Genomic DNA, 23,200 nt, shown 5'->3' with positions numbered 1-23,200 from the left:
GGCAAAGCCGGCGCCGTCGCGAAGGTGCTCTCCGTCGCGGGCAAGGCCGGCAAGGTCATCGACCCCATGACCTACATCGCCAAGGGCGCCGGTGCGGGCCTGTCCAAGATCGGCGACATCACCAAGGGCCTCAAGGGCATCGGCAACATCGAGATCCCCAGACTCCCCGACGGTTCGGTGCAGTTGCCCGACGGTCGCCTCCTGGAGCCCGACGGGAATCTGATCGCCCCGAACGGCGTGGTCGAAACGACTCCGATCCCGCACGACACGGTGCCCCACACCTCGGGCCTCCCGTCGTCCTGGCAGATTCAGCAGCCGGTGCCGACGGGGGTTCACGCGGGAAGCGGCCTCCCAGACATGGCGCCGCACACGCCCGGCGGCGGCTTCGACAACGTGCCGCACGGTCCGGGCAGCCATATACCGGGCGGAGTGACCAGCCACGTACCGAACGGATCGTTCGGCCCCGCCCCGGCAGCGTTCGACCCGGCAAGCCACGTACCCGGCCACGTACCGGGCGGCGTCGGCAATCACGTTCCCACCGACCACTTCCCCACAGGTGCGGGGCACGACATCCCGGGCCACACGGCCCCGGGGCACGACCTGCCGCCCGCAGGACCCCACGGCCCCGGCCACGACGTACCCGGCAGCAACCCGCACACGACGGACGCCCCGCACACCCCGGGCCACGACGGGCCGGGCACGCATGGCCACGACGGCTCGCACGGCGGCGGCCACGACGGCTCGCACGGCGGGCACGCGGACGATGTGGCCGCGCATGGCGACGACGCGGCGCACGCCGGTGACCACGGCAGCCATGTCGACCCGCACGGCGCCGCCGATGACCTCGCGCACGGCGCCGACGACGCGACGACGGCCGGCCACCACGGTGCGGACGGCCCCGGCGCAGGCGGTACGGCGGACGACTTCAAGTACACGCCCCACGTGTCGGAAGCCGATTTCGACGCACTCTCCACCGCCGAGAAGCACCGGATCGCCGCCGCCGAACTCACCGACGGCACCGTGCCGTTCGCGGACGACTTCGACGCGATCCAGTACGGCCGGGACCACTGGAACGACTACGTGGACAACCTGGACCCGTCCGCACAGCAGGCGCTCCGGGACTACACGGGCGACTCGTTCCCCTCGTACAAGGACATGAACGGCTACCTGAGGAACGACCCCTACTACGGTCCCAGGCCCGAGGTGCTGCACGACATCAGCGAGATGGACCGGGTGATGTCGACCCGCCCCGTGCCCGAGGACGTCATGGTGGTGCGTGGCACGGGCATCGGGCACCTCGACCTCGACTCGCCTCTCGAAATGATGGGTGGCACATTCGGTGACGAGGGCTATCTGTCCACATCGCTCGGCAACCACCCGGTGCCCAGCTTCGCGGGCAAGGACGCCATCCTCCACCTGCGGGTCCCGAAGGGGACGCCCGCGCTGTGGCTGGAGAAGGTCAGCCACTACGGCGTGACCGAGCGTGAGATCCTTCTCGGGCGCGGCTCGGAGTACCGGGTGACCCGAGTCTTCGTGGACGAGGCCGGACAGGCCCAGGTGTACGGCGAAGTCCTGCCGAAGTGACAGAGGAAGAGTGCATGACCAGCGAGAACCGACCCAATCCGCGCTTCGAGGAAGACATGCAGCTCAAGCGGGTCGCCGGACCGCCCCGCTACAACCGTGTCGCGCAGGGACCCGTGCAGTACGTGCGGGTCGCCGACAGCGACGGCGTGGTGATCGGCTGCGTATGGGCCAATGACGAGGGTGACGCCGCAGGCTGGGTGACGCCGCAGGGACTGGGGGCCGCCGCGATCAACGCCGGAGCCGCGTGGCTCAGGAAGCTGCGGGACGCGAAGTCCCGCGGGATCGCCCCCACGGCCCTGCTCGCCGAACTGGTCCGGGACACGAGTGACATCCAGGGCAGCGGTGTCGTGCCCGGCTCGCTGGCCGAGGCTCCGTCGCTCGCCGAACTCAAGGAACTGGTGAGCGGGGGCTGAGGTCCTGCGCCGACGCCCACGACAAGAGCTGACCATGACGTACGAACCCGACGCACCGCGGTACCGCGCCGAGACCGACAAGCCGGTCCGTCACCTCGCCGTCGCCAACGCGCGCGGCGAGGCGATGGGCTATCTGTGGGCCAACGACGAGGATGACGCCGCCGGTTGGTGCCTGCGGCCCGCCGGTGACCGGGCCGGGTTCGGCGAAGGGCTCGAATGGTCCGCGAAGCTCGGCACCGCCAAGGCGCGCGGGCTCGCACCCACAGCCGCGCTCGCCGAGCTGGCCCGCGGCTCGGACCCGAGATGCGTCAGCCATGTCGTCCCGGACTCCCTGACCGCGGCCCCGTCCCTGGCTGCGCTCACGGAGCTGGCCCACGTCGTCACCGAGGCCGACGACCGGCGTCTGCTGGCTCAGCTCGACCGCGAGAACGCCGACGCGTGGCGCGAGCTGAGGAGCGCGCTCGCCGCGCTCACGGACGAGGACCGCGTCGTGCGGTGGTCCGAGGGCGGGAAGCAGCCCGACGGCACCTGGCGGATGAGCTACCCGCTCCACGGCGAGCGGCTCCAACGCCTGGTGCGCGCGCTGCCCGCCGTCGGCGCGGTGACGCCCGCGTACCTGTGGCGGGACAACCCGCCGCCGGCCGTGCCCGCCGACGGACGGCTGAGTCCGGCCGACGCGGTGCGTGCGGCCACGGCCGTGGTGCGTGGGGAACGCTTCTCCGACGGGACGATCGCGCAGGCGGCAGGGGACGGTCTTCTCGACGCCGTGGCAGAGTCGTTGTGCGCCTGGTACGAGGCCGTGGCCGACGGCTCGCGGGACGATCCCTGACGAACACGGAATGCGCGTTCGCCGTGTCGCTCGTGCCGCAACCTGGGCTGTACTGCCTGCTCGCCCATGCCTTATGTTGCAGGAGTGAATTAGGGGATTCCCGTACGGTGCCCGCCGACTGATGCGGAATATGCCGCTCCCCCGGAGTGGGCGGGAGTGACCCGGCCCCGGCCGCCGTTTCTCGCGCCGACGGGCCGATGATGCAGCGACCATGACCGACGCAACGTACGACTGAGGCAACGGACGACAAGACGAATGGCACGGGATTACGACAGCCAGCTTCTGGAGTCGGTGGCGGTACGGCGGCGCAGGATGCGCGACGCACTGCTGTTCGGCGCGCAGCGGGCACGGCGCACGGCGGACGAGCGGCTCGGGAAGGTGTTCGCGGGGATCGCCATCGCCGCCGTGCTGTGCGCGGGATGTGTGGGGTGGTCGTTCGTCCAGAACATGCTGGAGAAGCAGAAGGCCGAACAGCAGAAGCAGCAGCGCCAGGAACAGCAGTACCAGCAGCCGACGAAAACGGCGCAACCGGAGAAAACCGGGGAATCGGCGAAGAATCCCCAATAAGTCAGTAACTTCGGCAAATTCAGAAAGAGTTCCCCGCAAAGGGAACTGAGAAGGCGCTAGTAGCATGGGCACGCCAAGCTGCCCGACTCCTCAAAACGTCGCGATGATAGGTTCCCGTAAAGTGGTGAGCACAGCAACGACTTCCCGAGCGCAGCTCAGCCGGGTGACTCTGGTCGGTGAGCGACGCCGGGCCGATATCGTCCTGCCGTCCGACACCCCGATCGGGCAACTGCTGCCGGACATTCTGCAATTGCTGGACGACCGGGCGGCAGCGCGCCCGATGACACGGCAGTTGATCACGTCGGACGGCTCCGCGCTCCCCCATGACAGCACGCTGTCCTCGGCCGGGATCGCGGACGGTGCGGTGCTCCGGCTCGTCCGGGCCCACTCCGCGCCCCCTGCCCCGGTCGTGCACGATGTCACCGACCTGGTGGCCGACGATCTCGATCTGCAGGCCTGGCGCTGGCGTCCCGCCGCGCGCCGGACGAGTGCGGGTGTGGCGTCGGTGGCCTTCGCGGTGGTCGCGGCGCTGCTCGCCCGACGTGAGTTCGCCCTGGACGCGCTGACCGGCGCCCTCACGGCCGCCACGCTCGTCCTGCTGGCGGCCGGTGCGCTCATCGCGAAGATCGGGCAGGGCAACCGGGGTCTGGCGACAGCGCTCCTGCTCGCCTCCGGCAGCCTCGGCATCCTCACCGCCTGGACCGCCGCGGACGCCTACGACTGGGCGGGGACCTCGCGGCTCGCCGCCGTGGCCGCCGCGCTGGTCCTGACGCTGGTGCTCCTCGGCTACTTCTCGCCGCTCGGCCGCGGCGGGCTCATCGGCGCCGTCGCCACCACCGCGATCACCGTGGTGTGGGAGGCCGTCGCCGCCGTCCAGGACGACCTGGCCCGGCTCGGCGCGGTGATGGCCGTCTTCTCCGTCGTCCTGCTCGGACTGCTCCCCCGGCTCGCCCTGGCGGCGTCCGGGCTCACCGCGCTCGACGACCGCCGCTCCGGCGGCACCTCCGTCAGCCGCCACCAGGTGGGCAACGCGCTGGCGGCCACCCACCGCGGCCTCGCCCTGGCGACGGTGATCACCGCGGTCTCCGCGGCGGCCGGCGGCTGGCTGCTCACGCTGGCCGACAAGCCGTCCGTGTGGACCGTGGCGCTCCCCTCGCTGGTGGCCCTCGTGCTGCTCTCCCGGGCGCGGGCCTTCCCGCTGGTCGCCGAGGTCGTGGCGCTGTTCGCCGCCGCCGCGGTCCTGGTCGTGCGCCTGGTCATGCTGTGGATGCAGCACGCCGGGGGCGCCGGTCCGCTCGCCCTGCTGGTCGTGGCCGCAGTGCTGCCGCTGCTCGTCCTGGCGGTGCAGCCGCCCGAGCATGTGCAGGTCCGGCTGCGGCGCATGGCCGATCTGGTCGAATCCATCGGCGTGGTGGGGCTCTTCCCACTCGCCGTCGGTGTGTTCGGCGTGTACGGACAGCTGCTCAACAAGTTCTGAGTCGACGCGCAGGTGCTCCGGGCGGGGCAGCAGGGCGAAAAAGAAGGGCAGACATGCCGAACGAAGACAACTGGCAGGGCGATGTGCTGCGCGCCATGAGGGGCGGCGCCGCCCAGGAGGGCGCGCAGGGCCCCGGCGGTCAGGGGTACGGTGCGCCCGCGCAGGGTCAGGGCGGTCAGGGCGGTCAGCCGTACGGTGCCGCCGCGCCGGGTTCCGGCCTGCCCGCGCAGAACGCCCACGCCTACGGGGCGCCCCAGCAGCACCCCGGCTACCAGGAACAGCAGGCCGTGGCCGCCCACCCCGTCGGGCAGGCGCAGCCGCAGCAGGCCCAGCCGCAACAGGCGCAGCCCGCGTACACCCCGGGCACCCGGCCCCACCGCACCCCCGACTCCCGGCCCGTGGTGGACCGGCAGCTGGCCGCCGTCGGGCGCAAGGCGCGGCGCGGCGATCCGTTCGCCACGCGGGCCGCGCGCGCCCTGCGGGTGAGCGTGTCCTCCTCGGCCGCGCGCGAGGTCGCCCGTACCACCGCCACCGCCGAGATGCTCCAGCAGCCGGTGACGACCGGCCGGCAGATCGCCGTCACCTCCATCCGCGGCGGCGCGGGCAAGTCGACCGTCGCCGCGCTGCTCGGCTCCACGTACGCGCACTACCGCCAGGACCCGGTCCTCTTCGTCGAGGCCGACCCGGCGCTCGGCTCGCTGCCGCTGCGACTCGGCGCCGAGTCGCTGCGCTGGACCACCGGTGACCTGGCGGACATCATCGAGCCGCAGATGTCGCTGCTGGACATCACCGGCTATCTCGTCCAGCTCCCCGGCAACGCCTGGCTGCTGCCCGGCAGTCAGGGCCAGATCGGCGCGATGCTGGACAGCAGGGCGTACGAGCGGATCATGGTGTCGCTGCGCCGCTACTTCGGCGTCACCGTTGTCGACTGCGAGACGCTGCCCGCCGAGGTCGCCCGGGTCGCGCTGTCCGCCGCCCAGGCCCGGGTGCTGGCCGCGCCCGCCACGCTGGAGGGCATCACCAGCACATACGCGGTCCTGACCTGGATGCAGTCGCTGCCCCGGCAGGTGATCGCCGGCACGGTCGTCGTGCTCAGCGAACTGGTGCCGCACCCCGGACTCGATCTCGACGAGGCGGCGGAGAAGCTGAAGGCCACCGGCGCGAGTGTCCAGGTGCTGCCGTACGACCGGCATCTGGCGGCCGGCGGCGAGATCCGTACCGAACTCCTGGCGCACGCGACCCGGGAGGCCGCCACCCGGCTCGCCGCGGACGTGTTCCGGCTCTCCCAGCAGCACCACTGATCACCGATCGGCAGCACCCACTGATCCCGATGCCCAGGTCGTGTCCGCAGAGCCCCGTCGTACGCCCGCAGGGCGTGGCCCGCGGCGTCTGGTGCGTGCAATCGCAAGGCGGCGGATCGTCCTCGTACTGGGCGTACGAGGACGACTCCGACAACGCGGCGAGTGCGCGTGCCAGGCGTCGCGGGCCGGACGGGACCCTGCGGACACGACCTGACCCGACCCCGAGTGACGGACGACGATGAGTACCCGACTGATCCACCGCCCGGCCAGGACCACCCGGCCGCCGGCCGCCTCCGAGGCGCGCACCATCGAGGCCCCGCCGAACCTGCCCGAGGGCAAGTCGGGCAACATCGCGATGTCGCTGTTGCCCGTCGCCGGTGTGATGTCCTCCGTCGTGATGATGACGGTCGTACGCAACAGTCAGTTCGCCGGGCTCGGTGCGATCATCCTCGTCGTCACCGTCATCGGCTCCGTGGCGCTGGTCTTCTCGCAGCGCGGCAAGGCCCAGCGCACCCGCCGTACCCAGCGCGAGGCCTACCTCGCCTATCTGGAGGACCTGCGCGAGGAGCTCTCCGTCGAGGAGCGCCGACGGGCCGAGCGGGCCGATGTCCTCAATCCGCCGCCGCACGCCCTGTACGACATAGTGCGCGACCCGGCCCGGGTCTGGGAGCGGCGCCGGCTCGACGGCGACTTCCTGCGGGTACGCGTCGGCACGGGTGAGATGCCGGTTCGCGACCTGACGGTCGCCCAGCAGGGCTCGTCCGTCCTCTCGCCGCCGGACACCTTCATGCTCAACGAGGCGTCCGCGCTGATGGACCGCTTCCGTACCGGTACCGAACTCCCGCTCACCGTCCCGCTCGACCGGGTCGGCAACATCAGTGTCATCGGCCCCCGCGAGGACTGTCTGCGCGTCGCGCGCGCCCTGCTCGTCCAGACCGCCGCCACGCACGCCCCCGACGACGTCGCGATGGCGCTCGCCGTGCCCGGTGACCGGCTGGCCGACTGGGAGTGGGCCAAGTGGATGCCGCACCTGCTCGACAGCGAGCAGTTCGACGGTCCGGTCGCCGCGCGGCGGATCGCCCCGTCCGCGCCCCAGCTCGCCCGCCAGATCGGTCCGGAGCTGCGCCGTCGTGCCTCGTACGCGGCCGAGGTGCGGCGCGGGCTGTCCGGCAAGGACGCGCTGTCCATGACGTCCCGGCTGCTCGTCGTCACCGACGGGCACGGCGAGGACGCCGTCGACCTGCCGCGCCCGGACGACGCGGTCGGGCTGCGCGAGATGGGCGTCAGCGTCCTGCACCTGCTCGAACACCGGGTCCAGGAGCCGGGCCACGTCAGTGTCCGGATCACCGTCGACGGCGACGGGGTGGTCATCGAGGACCTGCGCGAGCAGGAGCCGATCAGCGCCCACGGCACCGTGGACGAGGTCAGCATCCCGTTCGCCGAGGGCCTGGCCCGGATGCTGGCCCCGATGCGGCTGTCCGCCGAATCGCTGGTGGACGCCCCGCTGTCCGGGCCCGTCGACTTCGCCGACCTGCTCGGCATCGACGACGTGGCGCAGCTCGACCTCTCGCGCCTGTGGGCGCCGCGCGGCGAACGCGCCTTCCTGCGCGTGCCGATCGGCATCAGCGACTCCCACCAGTCGGTGCTCCTGGACCTGAAGGAGTCCTCCGAGCTGGGCATGGGTCCGCACGGGCTGTGTGTCGGGGCCACCGGTTCCGGCAAGTCGGAGCTGCTGCGGACCCTGGTCCTCGCCCTGGTGGCCACGCACCCGCCGGAGGACCTCGCACTGGTCCTCGTCGACTACAAGGGCGGTGCGACCTTCGCCCCGTTCGCGGATCTGCCGCACGTGGCCGGTGTCATCACCAACCTGGAGAACCAGGCGGGCCTCGTCGAGCGGGTGCACGCCTCGCTCGCCGGTGAGGTCAAGCGCCGCCAGCAGGTGCTCAAGGACGCGGGCAATGTCGCCGACATCGGTGACTACGCGGCGCTGCGCGCGGACCGGCGGCCCGATCTGGATCCGCTGCCGCATCTGTTCGTCGTGATCGACGAGTTCGGTGAACTCCTCACCGCGAAGCCGGACTTCATCGACCTGTTCCTGTCCATCGGCCGTATCGGCCGCTCCATCGGTGTGCACCTGCTGCTGTCCAGCCAGCGCATCGAGGGCGGCAAGCTCAAGGGCCTGGACACCTATCTCTCGTACCGGCTCGGTCTGCGTACCTTCTCCGCCGACGAGTCGCGCACGGTCCTGGACACCACGGACGCCTTCCATCTGCCGCCGCTGCCCGGGTTCGGCTACCTCAAGGTCGACACCAGCCACTACGAGCGCTTCAAGGCGAGCTACGTCTCGGGCGCGTACCGGGGCCCGGTGCAGCGTACGCAGGAGGAGGACGCGGGTCCGCTCGCCCTGGAGTACGAGGCCTTCAACACCCTGGCCGAGCCCGTGAGTTCGGGAGAGGAGCCGAAGGTGCGGCGCCGGGAGACCGGGCCGACCGAGATGGGCGTCATCGTCGACCAGCTGCGGGAGGCCGCCGGTCCGGTGCGCCGCATCTGGCTGCCGCCGCTGCCCGACGCCGTCGCCCTGGACAAGGTCGCGGGGCCGCTGGACGTGGGCCCGCGCGGGATGCAGCTGGCCAAGCGGCGCGGTCCGCTCCAGGTACCGCTCGGCCTGCTCGACGACCCGACCAAGCAGTGGCAGGGCCAGTGGTACCTGGACCTCACGGTGGCGGGCGGTCACGCCGCGATCATCGGCGGTCCGCAGGCGGGCAAGACGACGATGCTGCGCACGCTCGCGCTCGCGATCGCGCTGACCCACACTCCGCAGGAGGTCGGCGTCTACGGCCTCGACCTGGTCGGTGGCGGTCTCCAGGCCGTGTCGGGGCTGCCGCACGTCGGCGGCGTCGCCGGCCGTGCGGACCGGGAGCGCGCGGGGCGCACCGTCGAGGAGGTGCGGGGGATGCTCGCGGTCCGCGAGGAGCTCTTCCGCGAGCACAACATCGACTCCGTGGAGCAGCTGCGTTCGCTGCACGCGGCGGGCCGGCTGCCCCAGCTGGCCTCGGCCGAGATCGTGCTGATCATCGACGGTTTCGGTGCGCTGCGCGACGACTTCGACGAGCTGGACGATGCCGTCGTCGACATCCTCAAGCGCGGTGGCGGCTACGGCATCCATGTCGTCGCGGGCATGCTCCGCTGGAACGACGTGCGCATCGCCACCCAGTCGAACTTCGGCACCCGGGTCGAGCTGCGGCTGAACGACCCCAGCGAGTCCAGCATCGACCGCAAGCTCGCGCAGACCCTGTCGCCCGACGAGCCGGGCCGCATCCTCACCGACGGCAAGCTCTTCGCGCAGGTCGCGCTGCCGCGCACGGACGGTCTCGCGGACGTCTCGGACCTGGGCGCGGTCCTGGAGCACACCGCCCGCACGATCCGCGCCACCTGGAGCGGCGAGGTCGCCCAGCCGGTGCGGATCCTGCCGCACATCCTGGAGCCGCACCTGCTGCCGGGCCCGGTCGCCGAACCCAAGCGGGTGCCGATCGGCCTGGACCAGACGGCGCTCGCGCCCGCCGTGCTCGACCTGTTCCACCACGACCAGCATCTGCTGATCATGGGCGACAGCGAGTGCGGCAAGACGAACCTGCTGAAGACCGTCGCCGGCGGGCTGATCGAGCGCTACGGCGAGGAGGAGCTGGTCTTCGCCGTCATGGACCCGCGGCGCGGTCTGCGCGGCGCGATCCCGGAGGAGTTCCGCGGCGGCTACGCGTACAACCCCAAGATGTGCGCGGGCCTGGCCGCCGGTATCGCCGGCGAGCTGGAGAAGCGGCTGCCCGACGACCGGGCGGACACCGAGGACCTGGAGCCCGGCAGTTGGGGCAGCGGTCCGCGGATCGTGATCCTGGTCGACGACTACGACGTGCTGACCACGGCCGGCCAGTCGCCGCTCGACCCGTTCCTGCCGTACATCCCGTCCGCCGTCGACATCGGGCTCCACTTCGTGCTGACGCGCCGGGTCGCGGGCGCCTCCCGCGGCATGTACGACCCGCTGATGCTGGGCCTGCGCGAGTCGGGGGCCTCGGCGCTCCTGATGTCGGGCGACCGCAGCGAGGGCCAGCTGTTCCCCGGTGTGTACGCGGCCCAGCAGCCGCCGGGGCGCGGTGTGTTCATCCGCAGGGGCCAGCCCAACCGTCTGATCCAGACCGTGTACACCGCGGAGTGACGCGCCCGGGAGCGGTCCCGCGTCCGCGGGCCGCCCCCACCGTACATCCGCACCCCGGACGAAGAAGGAACGGCCGACCACATGACCAAGGACGTCATCGCCCTCACCACGCGCATGCCCGACCCGCTGACCGTGCTCGCGGGTCTGCTCGCGGGCGGCCCGGACAAGCTGGTGGGGACGACGGGCGAGGATGCCGTCGTACAGCTCTGCGACGATCAGGGCCGGCCGCTCGTCTCCATCGAGGCGCCGCTGCTGGTGCAGGTCGCGGGCGAGGCCGAGCGGCTGCTCGGGGCCGCCGCGCCCCCGGTCCCGTTCTGGTGGACGGAGGCGCGCGCCACCACCGGTGTCGAGGAGGCCGAGCTGCTCGCGGGCACCTTCGCGGCCCGGATCGCGACGCTGGCCGGGGGCTCCGCCTGGCCGCCGGAGGCCGCGCGTTCGCTGGCGGTGGTGAAGACCGAGGGGGTGAGCGTCGCGCCCACGCCCGCCGCCGCGCAGCCCGCCGTCGACGCGCTCACCGACAAGGTGGCCGTCATCATCCAGGACCGTCCGGTGATCGCCATGACGGCCTGGCTCTCGGACGCGTTCCGGGCCGCGGCCAATGCCGAGCTGGGGCTCCAGATCGTCACCTCGCCGGGTGCCGTGCTCTCCCCCGCCGTACGCAACAGCCTGAGCGGCTGGCCGTCGCGCTGGGTGGTGCAGGACGAGAAGGACGGCTACTACGACGGTCTGTCCGGTGCCGTACTGCGCTGGCAGAACGGCATGTTCGCGACGGTCGAGTCGGCCGACGCCACTCCCGAGGACCCGCGCACGCCGGTGGCTGCCTCGTACCAGGAGGTCGCGAACACCGGTGAGCATCAGCTGGCCATCTCGTTCCGCACGGTCCACCCGGCGGACGACCGGCTGGTGCTGGGCGGGGCCCTGGAGTCGGTGTGGCAGGAGCTCACGGGGCAGGCTCCGGCGGGGTGGGGCACCGCCGAGCCCGCCAACCTGCCGTGGTCGCTGCGCCGGCTGACCGATGTCGCCTTCGACCGGGCGCCCGCGCCGACCTGGCTCGTGGTGGTCGGCGGCCCGGACCGGCCGGGCCTGGCCACGGTCCGCATCAGCCGCACGAAGGCGGGTGTGGAGGAGGACGTCACGCTGGCGTTCGGCTACGGCCCCGGCGAGGAACTTCCGCTGGACGCCCTGCCCCGGATGGCGGAGGTGCTCGCCACCCGCCATCACCTTCAGTCGATGCTGGTCCAACTCCGTAAGGCCCGCCGGGACCTGGCCGTACCGCCGCGCTTCGAGGGGCCGGGGGTCCCGCTGGCCTTCGTGCTCGGCGCGGAGGAGGTGCGCGAGATGCCCGGCGACCGCGCCCGGCGCACCCCACTCTCCGAGCCGCCGGTCCAGCTCGGCCCGAGGTCCCGTCCGGCGCTGTACTACCCGCTGCCGGGTGACCCTTCGGACCTGTCGGGCTGGCAGGACTTCGAGCGGCTGATGCGGCATCTGAAGGGCGCCTGAACAGAACGGCATGCCGACGGCCCCGGGACGGGAAACCGGGCCGGGGCCGTCGGCATGCCCGGGACGGCGTGAAATCGACGGCGTGGACGCCTGGGCGGACGTCCGTGCCGCCGACAGGCGATCACCACAAGAGGTCATTGACTGCTCAGAGACGTTCACTCGTTCCTGACGATCAAGCACTTTCGGTCACAAACAGCTTCCCTCTCACCCCCACTCGGGGTTGACTGGGGGTCACGCATGGTGATGCCGCCGTCCTGCACCAAGGGCGATTGCCACCGCGGGCCCGCGGGCCCGCGCCCGATGCCCCGAACCCCCGGCGGAGGAGAGTGAGCAGGAATGACTGCCTCATCTCGCACGGTGAGTCTCTGGCCAGGGTCGGTGGGTGTGGGCGGCCCGTCCCTCGATGCGCACCCGGCGCCGACATAGGAGTCCGACCGGATACCCGTTCGTATCGTTCATCCGAATCGTTTCGACGAGGGGCACCAATGAGCCAGATCGCGCTGCCAGCGTTTCATATGCCGTTCCAGAGCACCGGATGCAATCCCGGCATCGAGAAGACCCGGGAGGCCGCCTGGGAATGGGCCGGATCCAACGATCTCGTGCTCTCTCCGGTGGCCCGCAAGAAGATGATCCGGACCAGGCCCGAACTCTGGATCTCCCTCATATTCCCCACTGCCTCGCAGCAGCATCTCGATCTCTTCTGCCAGTGGCTCTTCTGGGCCTTTCTCGTCGACGACGAGTTCGACGACGGCCCCGCCGGACGTGATCCGCGCATGTGCGAGGCGGCGATCGGCCGGCTGGTCACCGTCCTCGACGGCGGCCCGCCGCGCGGCGCCATGGAGCGGGCGCTCGTGGGGCTGCGGACCCGGACGTACCGGGACCGGCCGGCGCGCTGGGTCCGGCAGTTCCGGCGGGACACGGTCGCCTGGCTGTGGACCTACTACGCCGAGGCCGTGGAGCGGGCCGCCGGGCAGGCGCCGAGCCGCACCGAATTCGTGAAGCACCGCCGGGATTCGGTGGCCATGCAGCCCTTCCTGGATCTGCACGAGATCACCGCCGGGATCGACCTTCCGGAATCGGCCCGGAGCCTTCCCGCGTACATCGCGCTGCGCAATGCCGTGACCGATCACTCGGGGCTCTGCAACGACATCTGCTCCTTCGAGAAGGAGGCCCTGCTCGGATACGAGCACAATGCGGTGCGCCTCATCCAGCGTGATCGCGGATGCACGCTCCAGGAGGCCGTGGACGAGGCCGGGGCACAGCTCGGGGAGATCGCGGAGCGGGTGCAGCGCGCCGAGAAGGAACTGATCGAGGAAATCGACGCGGCCGGTATCCAGGGCCCCACCCGGGCCGCGCTGGAGCGGTGCGTGCAGGACTACCGCGGGCTGGTCCGGGGCGACTTCGACTACCACGCCCGCGCGGAGCGCTACACCCGTCCCGATCTCGTCGAGGTCGACGAACGGGAGTCCCTGTCGAAGCACTTCGCGGCCTGACCCACCATCAGTACGGCGCGGGAGCCGACGACCGGAGGCCCGGCGAACGGCCTCCGGTCCCGCGCGGCACGCACGACCCTAGGATCCGGACGGCCCCGGTCGACCGTACGGCCCATGCCCGAAGTCGCCGTCCGCCGCGGCCCGTTCGTCATCGGCGCCCATCAGTGGCAGCGCCCTCAGGGCCAGTGCCCACCCCAGCCGGACCTCGCCCGACTCGGCGGAACGGCCGGTGAGTTCGGCGATCCGGCCGATCCGGTTGAGGACGGTGTTGCGGTGGCAGTAGAGCAGCTCGGCCGCCCGCGCCGCCGAGCAGCCCTGGTCGAGCCAGATCCGGAGGGTGCCGAGCAGCACCTCGCGTTCGGCCGCCGCTTCCAGGACACCGCCCAGCCGCGTGGTGACGATGCGCTCGGCGATCTCCGGCCGGCCGACGAGGAGCACCTCCGCGAGCCGGTCGTCGAAGGCCGCCGCCTCGCCGCTCCCGGCGGGCAGCGTGCGCAGCGCCTGCTCGGCCAGCCGCAGGGCCCTGCCCGCCTGGGCGAGCCGGTCGAACTCCGGTGACACGCCCGCGGTGGCGCCGGTGCGGTGCCGCAGCAGGTCGAGCAGGACAGCGGACTCCCCCGCGGCCAGCCGCACGATGCCCGCGTACCGGCCCGCCCGGGGCCGCCAGAAGGACCAGATACCGTGGTCGTCGAGGGCGGGCGCCGGGTTGGGCGGTGCGGCCGGGTCCTGGGCGGCGACGACGATGACGTACCGGTCGTGGACCGGGACGCCCAGCGCCGCGGAGGCCGCCGCCGCGACCGCCGGATCGTCGCCGCGCCCGTCGAGCAGGGCCTCGAAGAGGGCGACGCGGCGGGTGTCCTGCCGGCCCTGCATCTCCAGCTGGGTCAGCCGGTACGACTCCGCCATCACCAGCGAGTAGCGGTCGATGGTCTCCCACACGGCGCCCGCCATGTCGAGCTCGGTGTCCGGGTCGCCCGCGACCGGTCCCACGGCGTCCCGTGTCCCGCGCGTCGCCCGCAGATGCTCGGCCATCATCTGCCACATCACCCGGCCACCGCGCCGGTAGGCCTGGAGCACGGTGTCCAGTGGTACGCCCTGTTCCGCGCGCCGCCGCCCCGTCTCGCGCGCCGCATGCTCGAAGCCGCCCCCGCTGGACGGGAGCCCGCCGAAGTCCTCCAGCGCGCGCAGCAGGTTGTCGCGGCAGATCTCCCACAGATCGTCCCGGCTGACGGGCGAGCCGGAGGCGTACGTACCGCTGTGCGCGTGGATGTCGTCGACGACCCGCCGGGTCAGTTCGTCGATCCCCGGCAGGAGCGCGACGGCCAGGGCACGGCGCAGCTCCCCGTCGTCGCCGCTGCCGGTGCGGGAGCGGTCCGCGCGGGGCCCGTCGTTGCGGGGGCCGTCGGTTCGAGGGGCTCGGGCACCCGGATTCTGCGCCATGACCGAAGGCTAAGGGCTGTCCCGTAGCGCCCGCGTGTTAGGCGGATGCCTTGTCGCGTACCGCTGCGAGTGGCTGCTGCCCAGGCGGGCGGCGCTCATGGTGGGCAACCGCACATTGTGCGGAGACGGGGGCACGGCCGATTCTGAGCAGGAGCAGCCGTGTGAACGCCATGTTTCCCTGGAGCGTGTCATGTTTCTCAGCGTCGCAACCGTCCTGGGCGAGTCGGCCCGCAGGCATCCCGGCCGCGTCGCCGTGGTCGATTCGGGCACCCGGATCGACTACCGCGAGCTGTGGGCGGGGGCCCTGCGCTGTGCGGGTGCGCTGCGGGCCTCCGGGGTCCGGCCGGGCGACCGGGTCGCGGTGCTGCTGCCCAATTCGGCGGACTTCCTGTACGCGTACTACGGCGCGCTCGCCGCCGGGGCGACGGTGGTGCCGGTGCACGGGCTGCTGGTGGCCGAAGAGGTGGCGTACGTGCTGCGGCACAGCGGCTCCGTCGCGCTGATCGGCGGCGGTCCGATGTGGCCGGTCGCCGAGGAGGCGGCGCGCGCCGCGGGTGTCCGGGCCGTGCACGGCGTACCGACGGGCGGCGAGCCGCTGCCCGCAGCGGAGCCGGCGGCCCCCGAGGACATCGCGGTGATCCTGTACACCAGCGGCACGACCGGGCGGCCCAAGGGTGCGCTGCTCACCCACCTCAACATCGTGATGAACGCCTCCGTGATCGCCCACGACCTGCTGGAACTGGGCGTCGACGACGTGGTCCTCGGCTGTCTGCCGTTGTTCCACACCTACGGGCAGACCTGCGCGATGAACGCGACGCTCCGGTCCGGCGCGACGCTCGTCCTCATGCCGCGCTTCAGCGGCGCGGGCGCGCTGGAGCTGCTGGCCGGCGAGGGGGTGAGCGTCTTCATGGGCGTGCCGACGATGTATCACGCCCTCGTCGAGGCGGCGGCGCAGGACGACACGACGCGCCGTCTCACCCTGCGCGCCGCCGTCTCGGGCGGCGCGGCCCTCCCCGTCGCCGTGCTCGAACGCTTCGAGGCCACCTTCGCGACGCAGGTCCTGGAGGGCTACGGGCTGACCGAGACCTCCCCGGTCGCCACCTTCAACCAGCCGGAGTTCGGCCGGCGCCCCGGCACGGTCGGCCACCCGGTGTGGGGCGTGGAGGTCGGTGTGGCGGACGCGGCGGTGGAGGACGCCGTGCTGCTGCTCCCGGACGGCGAGGTCGGCGAGGTCGTGGTGCGTGGCCACAACGTGTTCGCCGGGTATCTCGACGATCCGGCGGCGACGGCCGCGGCCGTGGTCGACGGCTGGTTCCGCACCGGGGATCTCGGGGTCCGGGACGAGGACGGCTTCCTGAGCATCGTCGACCGGAAGAAGGACCTGGTCATCCGGGGCGGCTTCAACATCTACCCGCGTGAGGTCGAGGAGGTGCTGGTGCGCCACCCGGCGGTCTCCGAGGTCGCGGTGATCGGCGTGCCCGACGAGGCGCGCGGCGAGGAGATCTGCGCGGTCGTCGTCCTGCGCCCCGGAACGGAGGCGGTGACGGAGAAGGAGCTGATCGACTGGTCCAGGGAGCGACTCGGGCGGCACAAGTACCCGCGGATCGTGCGGTTCACCGAGGCACTGCCACTGGGACCGACCGGCAAGGTCCTCAAACGCGCCCTGACGGCGGCCTCCTGATCCCGCTCCATCACCCCGCCGGGCCAGTCCGGGTCGACGCGGCCCCGGACCGGGTACATATCGGGTCACCGTCCGCGAATCGCGCCGCAGAAGGGCTGAACCTCATGACTGCCGTACCCCTTCCGATACCCGGGACGTCACCTCGGGTCAGCACGGCCCACGGGGCGGTGCGCGGCACGCTGGAGCAGGGTGTCGCCGTCTTCCGGGGCATCCCGTACGCCGCCGCGCCGGTCGGCCCCCGGCGCTTCCGGGCTCCCGAGCCGCCCGAGCCCTGGGAGGGGGTGCGGGACGCGGTGGCGTTCGGACCGACCGCACCCAAGCGGCCGTACTCCCCGCCACTGGACCGGCTGCTGCCCGACCCGGATGTGGCGGGTGAGGGCTGCCTCAACCTCAATGTGTGGACACCGTCCCCGGCCCGCACCGGGCTGCCGGTGCTCGTCTGGATCCACGGCGGCTCGCTGCTGCACGGTTCGTCGTCCGTTCCGCTGTACGACGGGACCGCGTTCGCCCGTGACGGTGTGGTCCTGGTGTCGGTCAACTACCGGCTCGGCATCGAGGGGTTCGGGGTGCTCCCGGACGCGCCCGCCAACCTGGGGCTGCTCGACCAGATCGCGGCGCTGACCTGGGTGCGGGACAACATCGCGGCGTTCGGCGGCGATCCGGACCTGGTCACGGTGTGCGGCGAGTCGGCGGGGGCGATCAGCATCGGCGCCCTGCTGGCCGCCCCGCGGGCGAGGGGCCTGTTCCGGCGGGCGGTGCTGCAGAGCGGTGCGCCGACCGCGCTGCCGCTGGGCGCGGCCGCCCGCCGCACCACGGAGCTGATCGCCAAGCGGCTCGGGGTCGCGGCGACGGCCGAGGCACTGGCCGCGGTGGATCCGGCCGCGCTGCTGGCCGCGCAGACCGAGGTGACGTCCGGCGGCTCCCCGCTGACCGGCGGGAACTCCTTCCAGATCGTGGTGGACGGCGATCTGCTGCCCCGCGATCCGCTCGAAGCGCTGCTGGACGGCGCCGCGTCCGGCATCGATCTGCTGATGGGCTCGACCAGCGAGGAGTACCGGCTCTGGTTCGTACCCAGCGGTCTGACGGAGCGGTTGTCCGCGTTCAAGCTCAGGCTGGCCCTGCTGAAGTTCAAGGTGCCCGGCGCCACGGCGCGTACGTACCGCGCGAACCGGCCGGGCGCCACGCCGGGCGAGCTGCTCGGGGCGCTCGCCACCGATCTGCTGCTGCGTGTCCCGCTGAACCGGGTGGCCGACGCCCACGCCGGTGCCCCGGGAAGCACTCATCTCTACGAGTTCGGCTGGCCGTCCCCGGTGCTGCGGCTGGGTGCCTGTCACGCGCTGGAGATCGGTTTCGTCTTCGACACGCTGGACCGGCCCGACGCGGTGGCGCTGACCGGTGAGGACGCCCCGCAGGAGCTGGCCGACGCGATGCACGCGGCGTGGGTGGCGTTCGCGGTGTCCGGCGACCCCGGCTGGCCGGGCTGGGACGCCTCGCGCCCGGTGATGGGCTTCGGCCCCGGGAAGCCCGCCGTGCTGCGGGCCCCGCGCGACGAGGAGCTGTGCGGCTGGGCGCCGTACCGGAAGAAGTCCTGACGGCACCGCCGACGGCGGCCCCCGGCCCGCGGGCCGGGGGTCCTCCGGGGGGTCAGCCCTTGTTCTGCGCCGCCCAGAACTCGTCGAACGTGAGCAGCCCGTCGCCGTTGGCGTCGTGCGAGTTGATGACGGCCTGGGCCACCGTCTCGGTGACGTAGGGGTCGCCGAGCTGAGCCATCACGCTCTTGTACTCGGCGGCCGAGATCAGCCCGTCGCCGTTCAGATCGAACCGCTCGAATGCCTTGCGCGCCGACTCTATGTCCGCCACAGTTCCGCCCCTTCGTAATACCTGATCAATGGCTGATCAGTGCCTGACCGATGCCTGGCCAATGCCTGACTGACGGGGGTCAGATTAACGGTCGCGACCGATGGCGTTCGCGGCGGCCGGTCGTCGATCATGGGCGGGAGGTCCGCCGCCCGGCGGACCACGGCCCGGACCGGGGAGCGGAACGCCCATGGATGACGCACTGGCACGGATTCTGGCGGCCGCGGCGCAGGGGCGGTTCCCCCCGCCGGACGGTTCGACGACCGTGGTGGGGCAGCCCGGTGCCCGGGACGCGGGAGTGCTGGCGTTCACCGCGCACTCGGTGGTCTTCACCGCCGAGGACCCCGGCTGGGTGCGGTCCGTGCTGGCCGGCACCCCCGGCGACGCGCTCGCCGCGACGATGAATCCGCACTTCCTGGGCGCGCTGCTGGCCCGGAGCGGCCGGCACATGAACACCATCGATCTGCTGACGGTCGCGGACGCGCTGCCCGGCGAACCGGAGATCGCACTGCGGGAGATCGAGGACCCGGAGCATCCGCGGGTGGCACGGGCGATGAAGTACCGCGACGAGGTGCGCGTCTGGTCCGCCGACGGCGGGGTGGTGATCCTCGGCCGGGGCGTCGCGGGGCGCTGGGAGACCGCGATCGAGGTGGCCGAGGAGGCGCGCGGCCGGCGGCTCGGCGAACGGCTGGCACGGGCGGCCCGGCATCTGGTGCCGGACGCGGTGGTGTGGGCCCAGCAGTCGCCGGGGAACGCCCGCAGTGTGCGGACGTTCCAGGCGGCGGGCTACCGGCCGGTGGGCTCGGAGGCCCTGCTGATCGCGGGGTGAGCGGTCAACAGGGCCGTGGTGGGGTTGTGGTCGGGCGGTCAGCGGAAGACGCCGGTGTGGCCGAGCGAGTAGCGGCCCGGCTGCGGGTAGACGGCGAGTCCGTGCGGGCCGCTGCCCACCGGGATACGGGCGAGCTGTTTGCCGGTGGCGGTGTCGATCGCGTAGACCTCGGCGTTGTAACGTCCGCTCAGCCAGAGGACCTTGCCGTCCGCCGAGACCCCGCCCATGTCGGGGCTGCCGCCGCCGGGCAGACGCCATTTCTTCACCAGCTCGCGCCGTGCGAAGTCGAAGACGGAGATGGAGCCCTCGCCGCGGTTGGAGATGTACATCTCCTTGGAGTCACGGCTGACGTAGAGGCCGTGGGCGCCCTTGCCGGTGCGCAGCAGCTTCGGGGTGGTGAACTTCTTCCCGTCCAGCACCCAGATCCCGTCGGCGATCATGTCCGCGATGTAGAACGTCCCGCCGTCGGGCGACAGCTTCACGTCCTGCGGCATCGCGCCCTTGAGCGGCAGCTTCTGCTGGCCGACGACCTTCATCCTGGCCGTGTCGACCTTGAGGAGCTCGCCGGAGAACTCGCAGGAGACGATGAAGTACCGGCCGTCGGTGGAGAAGTCGGCGTGATTGACGCCCGCGCAGTCGACCGGGACGGTCCTGGCCGTCTTCATGGTGTGGGCGTCGCGGAAGACCAGCTGACGGTTCATCGAGGCCATCACCACGGCGTATTTGCCGTCCGGGGTGAAGTAGAGGTTGTACGGGTCGGAGACCGGCACCGTGGGGCCGGTCTTCCCGGTGGCCGGGTCGATGGCCGTGAGGCTGTCGCCGATGTCGTTGTTGACCCAGAGGGTCTTCAGGTCCCAGGACGGGACGACGTGCTGCGGCTGGCGGCCGACCTTGATGGTCTTGATGACCTTGTACGTCGCGGGGTCGATCACGGACACGGTGTCGGAGTTGGTGTTGGGGACGTACACCCGGGACGGGAAGTCCTTGACGACCGGTGAGAGCTTTCCCCGGTCGGCCGCGTAGACGTCCTTGGGGTCGAGCACCGGAGGCATTCCGGGGAGCCCCGGCGGTGCGACGCGGTCGGGCTCGGCGCGGGCGGCCTGGACGTTCGTCTTCTCGGCGGGGGTGCCGCAGCCGGTGAGTACGGCCAGCAGGACACCCCCGAGCAGGGCCGCGGTGTGTTTGGTGGAGGGAGACATCAGGTCAGCAGCTCCGTGGTCGTCACCGCGCGCAGTTGGCGGCGGTCGATTTCGGTGAGGAGGAGGGGCAGCGCGGCGACCGTGTCCGCGTAGCCGAAGTGCAGGCTCACCACCGATCCGTTGCGGATCTCGCCGGCCACCTTGCGGGTCACGGCCGCGGCGCCGGGAGAGGTGAAGTCGAGGGAGTCCACGTCGTACGAGAGGACGTGCGGGTAGCCCGCCCTGGCGGCCAGCCGCTGGACGAGCGGGGTGGCGTACCGGGTGCGGGAAGGCCTGAACCAGGTGCCGATGGAGCCGGTGAGCCGGCGCAGCCGCTGGGCGCAGCCGGTGATCTCCGCGTACGCCTCGGCCTCTCCCATCGAGGAGATGTCGATGTGGTGCTGGGTGTGGTTGCCGAGTTCGTGGCCGCCGTCGAGGACGCGCCGGGCCATCCCGGGGTGTTCGTCGAGCCAGCTGCCGACGGCGAGGACGGTGACCCGGACGTGGGCCCGTTCGGCCTCGGCGAGCACGGTGCGGGCGATGGCGGGGTCGCCCTGGCCGTGGAAGGTGAGGGCGACGCGGGCGCGGTCGCGGGGGCCGTGGTCGATCTGGACCGGCTGTCCGGGGAAGCGGCGCGGTCCGGGCGCGGGCTGCGGGGACGGGGGCCGGGTGGTCGCGCCGACGGGGTTCTTCGGGCTCACCGCGTCCGTGACGGTCCCGGCCGGTGTGCCGGCGGCGTCGTGGTCCGCGCATCCGGCGGTGAGGACACCGGCGAGGGCGGTCCCTGCTCCCGCGCGCAGGGCGCTGCGGCGGTGCACCGGAGTGTCGGAGGCGTTCATGTACAGACACAGTAGGGGTGAAATGAGAAGAAAATAACATTTTAGGCATATGGGCGAAGCGAATGAATCACTCACCGAATCCCATAAATATTCACACTTTTACAGGCAAGTGACCCATCACACCTGCGATTCACCCCAGGAATGCCCCATTATGGGATCGATACACCGATTGCACCTTTGGCGGAGAGGTCGCCCGTCTGCCATAGTCGGTGACACGACCGCATGACCCGAGCCCGGTCGTCACAAGCGGCCGTGAACACACCCCCCATTTCACGGCCCCCACACAGCAGCCCCCGAAGCGCCGCACCACGGCGGACCGGGGGCTGCTGTGGTTCCGGGCGCGGGCCCGCCGCGTCAGCGGTCGGAGATCCGCATCTCGAACCAGGTGGTCTTGCCGCGCGGCAGCAGATCCACACCCCAGCGGTCGGAGAGCTTGTCGACGAGGAAGAGGCCCCGTCCGCTGATGTCCATCTCCTGAACGGGCATCAGACAGGGCAGCCCGCGCGAGGGGTCGCGCACCTCGATCCTGATCCAGCCGCGGCGGCGCAGCATCCGCAGCCCGAAGACCCGGGCACCGGTGTGCCGCACCGCGTTGCCGACGAGCTCCGAGACGAGCAGCACGGCGTACTCGGCGGTCTGCGGGGAGAGCGCCCACTGGCGGAGCACCACGCACGAGGTGAGCCGCCGGGCGGTGGCCGCCGACTCCGGACGGGAGGGCAGCCGGACTTCACCCTCCGCCGGATTTCCGAACAACTCCAGCGCCTTGAACGCCTGTTCGTCCTCGACGACCGGCATCCAGCGCGCCGCTGTCGCACCGCTGTGCGGTCGCGGCTGTTCCACACCCTCCAGGCCCGCCATGGGCACCATCATGGTCGCAAGACACGCGCGCCGGGGCCGTTCCAACGGAATCCGCACCCCGGAGTACGGTGTTCCACCGAGGTCGGTAGGCATATGCCAATGGCAGAATGCGCCCCGCCACAACCCTTCTGACCTGCACGGATACCCCGTCCGAGCCAGACCTGCGGGCCTGTCGGCGAGCTGGGCCCCAAGGTTCTCTTAAGGCCCAGCTAATCCGCCCGCACGGATGAACCCGCGTCAGTCTGTGCCCAACTTGCGGTCGGTCAGAGGAATTTGGCCTTGCCCGGTCCCTCTTCCACAAAGCTGCGCATTCCGCGCTCCCGGTCCTCGGTGGCGAACAGTCCGGCGAACCAGTTCCGCTCGATCGTGAGCCCGGTGTCGATGTCCGTCTCCAGACCGGCATCGATGGATTCCTTGGCGGCGCGCAGCGCGAGAGCCGGCCCCTTCGCCAGCGTGGCGGCCCAGGTGTACGCCTGCTCGTACACCTCGGCGGCGGGCACCACACGGTCCACCAGGCCGATCGTCAGGGCCTCTTCGGCCCTGACGTGGCGACCGGTGAAGATCAGGTCCTTGGCCTTGGAGGGGCCGATCAGCCGGGCCAGGCGCTGGGTGCCGCCCGCACCCGGGATCAGCCCGAGCAGGATCTCGGGCTGGCCCAGCTTGGCGTTGTCGGCGGCGATGCGGAAGTCGGCGCAGAGCGCCAGCTCGCAGCCGCCGCCCAGCGCGTAGCCGGTGACGGCGGCGACGACGGGCTTGGGGATCCGGGCCACCGCGGTGAACGAGTCCTGCAGCGCCTTGGACCGTACGACCATCGCCGTATGGTCCATCGCCTGCATCTCCTTGATGTCCGCGCCCGCCGCGAACACCTTCTCGCCGCCGTAGAGGACCACGGCCCGCACGTCGTCGCGCCGGGTCGCCTCCTCGGCGAGCTCACGCAGCCGGTCCTGGGTGGCGACGTCCAGGGCGTTCATGGGCGGACGGTCCAGCAGGATCGTGCCGACGCCGTCGCGTACTTCGAGATTTGCGGTCATGGGAGGCAGGTTAACTGTGGTTAACGACGGCGGGGGAAGGGGTGTTTGTTGCCACCCCCAGGACACTCCCCTTTCCTTTCCCCCAAAAACACCCCGTCCCCCCCCCCCCAAAA

18 protein-coding genes are annotated in these 23,200 nt (G+C 71.8%); 12 read left to right on the top strand and 6 right to left on the bottom strand.

The features are described 5' to 3' along the window. The 9 genes from ACFVX4_RS23005 to ACFVX4_RS22965 form a co-directional block, all read left to right on the top strand. A partial coding sequence (locus ACFVX4_RS23005) for an ADP-ribosyltransferase (protein ID WP_389980316.1) occupies window positions 1–1,584 on the top strand: 1,584 nt, incomplete at its 5' end. Between the two features lie 14 nt (window positions 1,585–1,598). Then, window positions 1,599–1,997 (top strand): hypothetical protein, encoded by a 399-nt coding sequence (locus ACFVX4_RS23000; protein WP_389980314.1) that lies wholly within the window; start codon window positions 1,599–1,601, stop codon window positions 1,995–1,997. Window positions 1,998–2,031: 34 nt separating this feature from the next. Next, window positions 2,032–2,826, top strand: a complete 795-nt coding sequence (locus ACFVX4_RS22995) for a DUF6508 domain-containing protein (RefSeq protein WP_389980312.1) — start codon at window positions 2,032–2,034, stop codon at window positions 2,824–2,826. 255 nt (window positions 2,827–3,081) lie between these two features. Beyond that, window positions 3,082–3,393 carry a hypothetical protein gene (locus tag ACFVX4_RS22990; RefSeq protein ID WP_266426773.1) on the top strand — a complete coding sequence of 104 codons (312 nt, stop codon included), beginning with the start codon at window positions 3,082–3,084 and terminating at the stop codon, window positions 3,391–3,393. A gap of 103 nt (window positions 3,394–3,496) precedes the next feature. Continuing rightward, window positions 3,497–4,870: a type VII secretion integral membrane protein EccD gene (eccD, locus tag ACFVX4_RS22985; RefSeq protein ID WP_389980310.1), complete on the top strand. Its 1,374-nt coding sequence runs from the start codon at window positions 3,497–3,499 to the stop codon at window positions 4,868–4,870. A 53-nt stretch (window positions 4,871–4,923) separates the two neighbouring features. Beyond that, window positions 4,924–6,171 carry a MinD/ParA family protein gene (locus tag ACFVX4_RS22980; RefSeq protein ID WP_389980308.1) on the top strand — a complete coding sequence of 416 codons (1,248 nt, stop codon included), beginning with the start codon at window positions 4,924–4,926 and terminating at the stop codon, window positions 6,169–6,171. 238 nt (window positions 6,172–6,409) lie between these two features. After that, window positions 6,410–10,381, top strand: a complete 3,972-nt coding sequence (gene eccCa / locus ACFVX4_RS22975) for a type VII secretion protein EccCa (protein ID WP_389980306.1) — start codon at window positions 6,410–6,412, stop codon at window positions 10,379–10,381. An 81-nt stretch (window positions 10,382–10,462) separates the two neighbouring features. Next, window positions 10,463–11,881, top strand: a complete 1,419-nt coding sequence (locus ACFVX4_RS22970; RefSeq protein WP_389980304.1) for a DUF6177 family protein — start codon at window positions 10,463–10,465, stop codon at window positions 11,879–11,881. 515 nt (window positions 11,882–12,396) lie between these two features. After that, entirely contained in the window at window positions 12,397–13,374 is a 978-nt protein-coding gene (locus tag ACFVX4_RS22965; protein ID WP_389980324.1) for a terpene synthase family protein, read from the top strand. A 78-nt stretch (window positions 13,375–13,452) separates the two neighbouring features. Here ACFVX4_RS22965 and ACFVX4_RS22960 read toward each other — a convergent pair whose 3' ends face one another. Continuing rightward, the gene (locus ACFVX4_RS22960) at window positions 13,453–14,814 is read right to left on the bottom strand and encodes a PucR family transcriptional regulator (protein WP_389980302.1); all 1,362 of its coding nucleotides are present in this window, start codon (window positions 14,812–14,814) and stop codon (window positions 13,453–13,455) included. Between the two features lie 190 nt (window positions 14,815–15,004). On the opposite strand from ACFVX4_RS22960, the gene ACFVX4_RS22955 reads away from it, so the two are divergent. Both ACFVX4_RS22955 and ACFVX4_RS22950 read left to right on the top strand, forming a co-directional pair. Next, window positions 15,005–16,495: a long-chain fatty acid--CoA ligase gene (locus tag ACFVX4_RS22955; protein ID WP_389980300.1), complete on the top strand. Its 1,491-nt coding sequence runs from the start codon at window positions 15,005–15,007 to the stop codon at window positions 16,493–16,495. A 104-nt stretch (window positions 16,496–16,599) separates the two neighbouring features. Then, window positions 16,600–18,087: a carboxylesterase/lipase family protein gene (locus tag ACFVX4_RS22950; protein ID WP_389980298.1), complete on the top strand. Its 1,488-nt coding sequence runs from the start codon at window positions 16,600–16,602 to the stop codon at window positions 18,085–18,087. A 52-nt stretch (window positions 18,088–18,139) separates the two neighbouring features. Here ACFVX4_RS22950 and ACFVX4_RS22945 read toward each other — a convergent pair whose 3' ends face one another. Next, the gene (locus ACFVX4_RS22945) at window positions 18,140–18,355 is read right to left on the bottom strand and encodes an EF-hand domain-containing protein (RefSeq protein ID WP_266426749.1); all 216 of its coding nucleotides are present in this window, start codon (window positions 18,353–18,355) and stop codon (window positions 18,140–18,142) included. A gap of 187 nt (window positions 18,356–18,542) precedes the next feature. Here ACFVX4_RS22945 and ACFVX4_RS22940 point away from each other — a divergent pair, with 187 nt between their 5' ends. Next, window positions 18,543–19,181, top strand: coding sequence for a GNAT family N-acetyltransferase (locus tag ACFVX4_RS22940; RefSeq protein WP_389980296.1), 639 nt, complete (start codon window positions 18,543–18,545; stop codon window positions 19,179–19,181). A 38-nt stretch (window positions 19,182–19,219) separates the two neighbouring features. Here ACFVX4_RS22940 and ACFVX4_RS22935 read toward each other — a convergent pair whose 3' ends face one another. From ACFVX4_RS22935 to ACFVX4_RS22920, 4 genes are all read right to left on the bottom strand, one after another. Further along, window positions 19,220–20,380, bottom strand: coding sequence for a beta-propeller fold lactonase family protein (locus ACFVX4_RS22935; protein ID WP_389980294.1), 1,161 nt, complete (start codon window positions 20,378–20,380; stop codon window positions 19,220–19,222). After that, window positions 20,380–21,198 (bottom strand): polysaccharide deacetylase family protein, encoded by an 819-nt coding sequence (locus tag ACFVX4_RS22930; RefSeq protein ID WP_389980292.1) that lies wholly within the window; start codon window positions 21,196–21,198, stop codon window positions 20,380–20,382. The genes ACFVX4_RS22935 and ACFVX4_RS22930 overlap by 1 nt, the downstream gene beginning before the upstream one ends. 354 nt (window positions 21,199–21,552) lie before the next feature. After that, window positions 21,553–22,068, bottom strand: coding sequence for an ATP-binding protein (locus ACFVX4_RS22925; protein ID WP_389980290.1), 516 nt, complete (start codon window positions 22,066–22,068; stop codon window positions 21,553–21,555). A 251-nt stretch (window positions 22,069–22,319) separates the two neighbouring features. After that, window positions 22,320–23,087 carry an enoyl-CoA hydratase/isomerase family protein gene (locus ACFVX4_RS22920; RefSeq protein ID WP_389980288.1) on the bottom strand — a complete coding sequence of 256 codons (768 nt, stop codon included), beginning with the start codon at window positions 23,085–23,087 and terminating at the stop codon, window positions 22,320–22,322. Window positions 23,088–23,200 lie beyond the last annotated feature (113 nt).

The sequence above is a fragment of the Streptomyces sp. NPDC058240 genome (assembly GCF_042882135.1).
Lineage (GTDB): Bacteria > Actinomycetota > Actinomycetes > Streptomycetales > Streptomycetaceae > Streptomyces.
Note: the sequence above shows the minus strand (reverse complement) of the source record. Positions and strands in the feature narration are given on the sequence as shown.

What these genes read in the sequence shown, in the direction of transcription:
- ACFVX4_RS22965 (WP_389980324.1), top strand. Translation starts at nt 12,397, where the DNA reads ATGCCGTTCCAGAGCACCGGATGCAATCCCGGCATCGAGAAGACCCGG.
- eccCa (WP_389980306.1), top strand. Translation starts at nt 6,410, where the DNA reads ATGAGTACCCGACTGATCCACCGCCCGGCCAGGACCACCCGGCCGCCG.
- ACFVX4_RS22995 (WP_389980312.1), top strand. Translation starts at nt 2,032, where the DNA reads ATGACGTACGAACCCGACGCACCGCGGTACCGCGCCGAGACCGACAAG.
- eccD (WP_389980310.1), top strand. Translation starts at nt 3,497, where the DNA reads ATGATAGGTTCCCGTAAAGTGGTGAGCACAGCAACGACTTCCCGAGCG.
- ACFVX4_RS22950 (WP_389980298.1), top strand. Translation starts at nt 16,600, where the DNA reads ATGACTGCCGTACCCCTTCCGATACCCGGGACGTCACCTCGGGTCAGC.
- ACFVX4_RS22980 (WP_389980308.1), top strand. Translation starts at nt 4,924, where the DNA reads ATGCCGAACGAAGACAACTGGCAGGGCGATGTGCTGCGCGCCATGAGG.
- ACFVX4_RS22925 (WP_389980290.1), bottom strand. Translation starts at nt 22,068, where the DNA reads ATGATGGTGCCCATGGCGGGCCTGGAGGGTGTGGAACAGCCGCGACCG.
- ACFVX4_RS22955 (WP_389980300.1), top strand. Translation starts at nt 15,005, where the DNA reads ATGTTTCTCAGCGTCGCAACCGTCCTGGGCGAGTCGGCCCGCAGGCAT.
- ACFVX4_RS22960 (WP_389980302.1), bottom strand. Translation starts at nt 14,814, where the DNA reads ATGGCGCAGAATCCGGGTGCCCGAGCCCCTCGAACCGACGGCCCCCGC.
- ACFVX4_RS22970 (WP_389980304.1), top strand. Translation starts at nt 10,463, where the DNA reads ATGACCAAGGACGTCATCGCCCTCACCACGCGCATGCCCGACCCGCTG.
- ACFVX4_RS22930 (WP_389980292.1), bottom strand. Translation starts at nt 21,198, where the DNA reads ATGAACGCCTCCGACACTCCGGTGCACCGCCGCAGCGCCCTGCGCGCG.
- ACFVX4_RS23000 (WP_389980314.1), top strand. Translation starts at nt 1,599, where the DNA reads ATGACCAGCGAGAACCGACCCAATCCGCGCTTCGAGGAAGACATGCAG.
- ACFVX4_RS22920 (WP_389980288.1), bottom strand. Translation starts at nt 23,087, where the DNA reads ATGACCGCAAATCTCGAAGTACGCGACGGCGTCGGCACGATCCTGCTG.
- ACFVX4_RS22990 (WP_266426773.1), top strand. Translation starts at nt 3,082, where the DNA reads ATGGCACGGGATTACGACAGCCAGCTTCTGGAGTCGGTGGCGGTACGG.
- ACFVX4_RS22940 (WP_389980296.1), top strand. Translation starts at nt 18,543, where the DNA reads ATGGATGACGCACTGGCACGGATTCTGGCGGCCGCGGCGCAGGGGCGG.
- ACFVX4_RS22935 (WP_389980294.1), bottom strand. Translation starts at nt 20,380, where the DNA reads ATGTCTCCCTCCACCAAACACACCGCGGCCCTGCTCGGGGGTGTCCTG.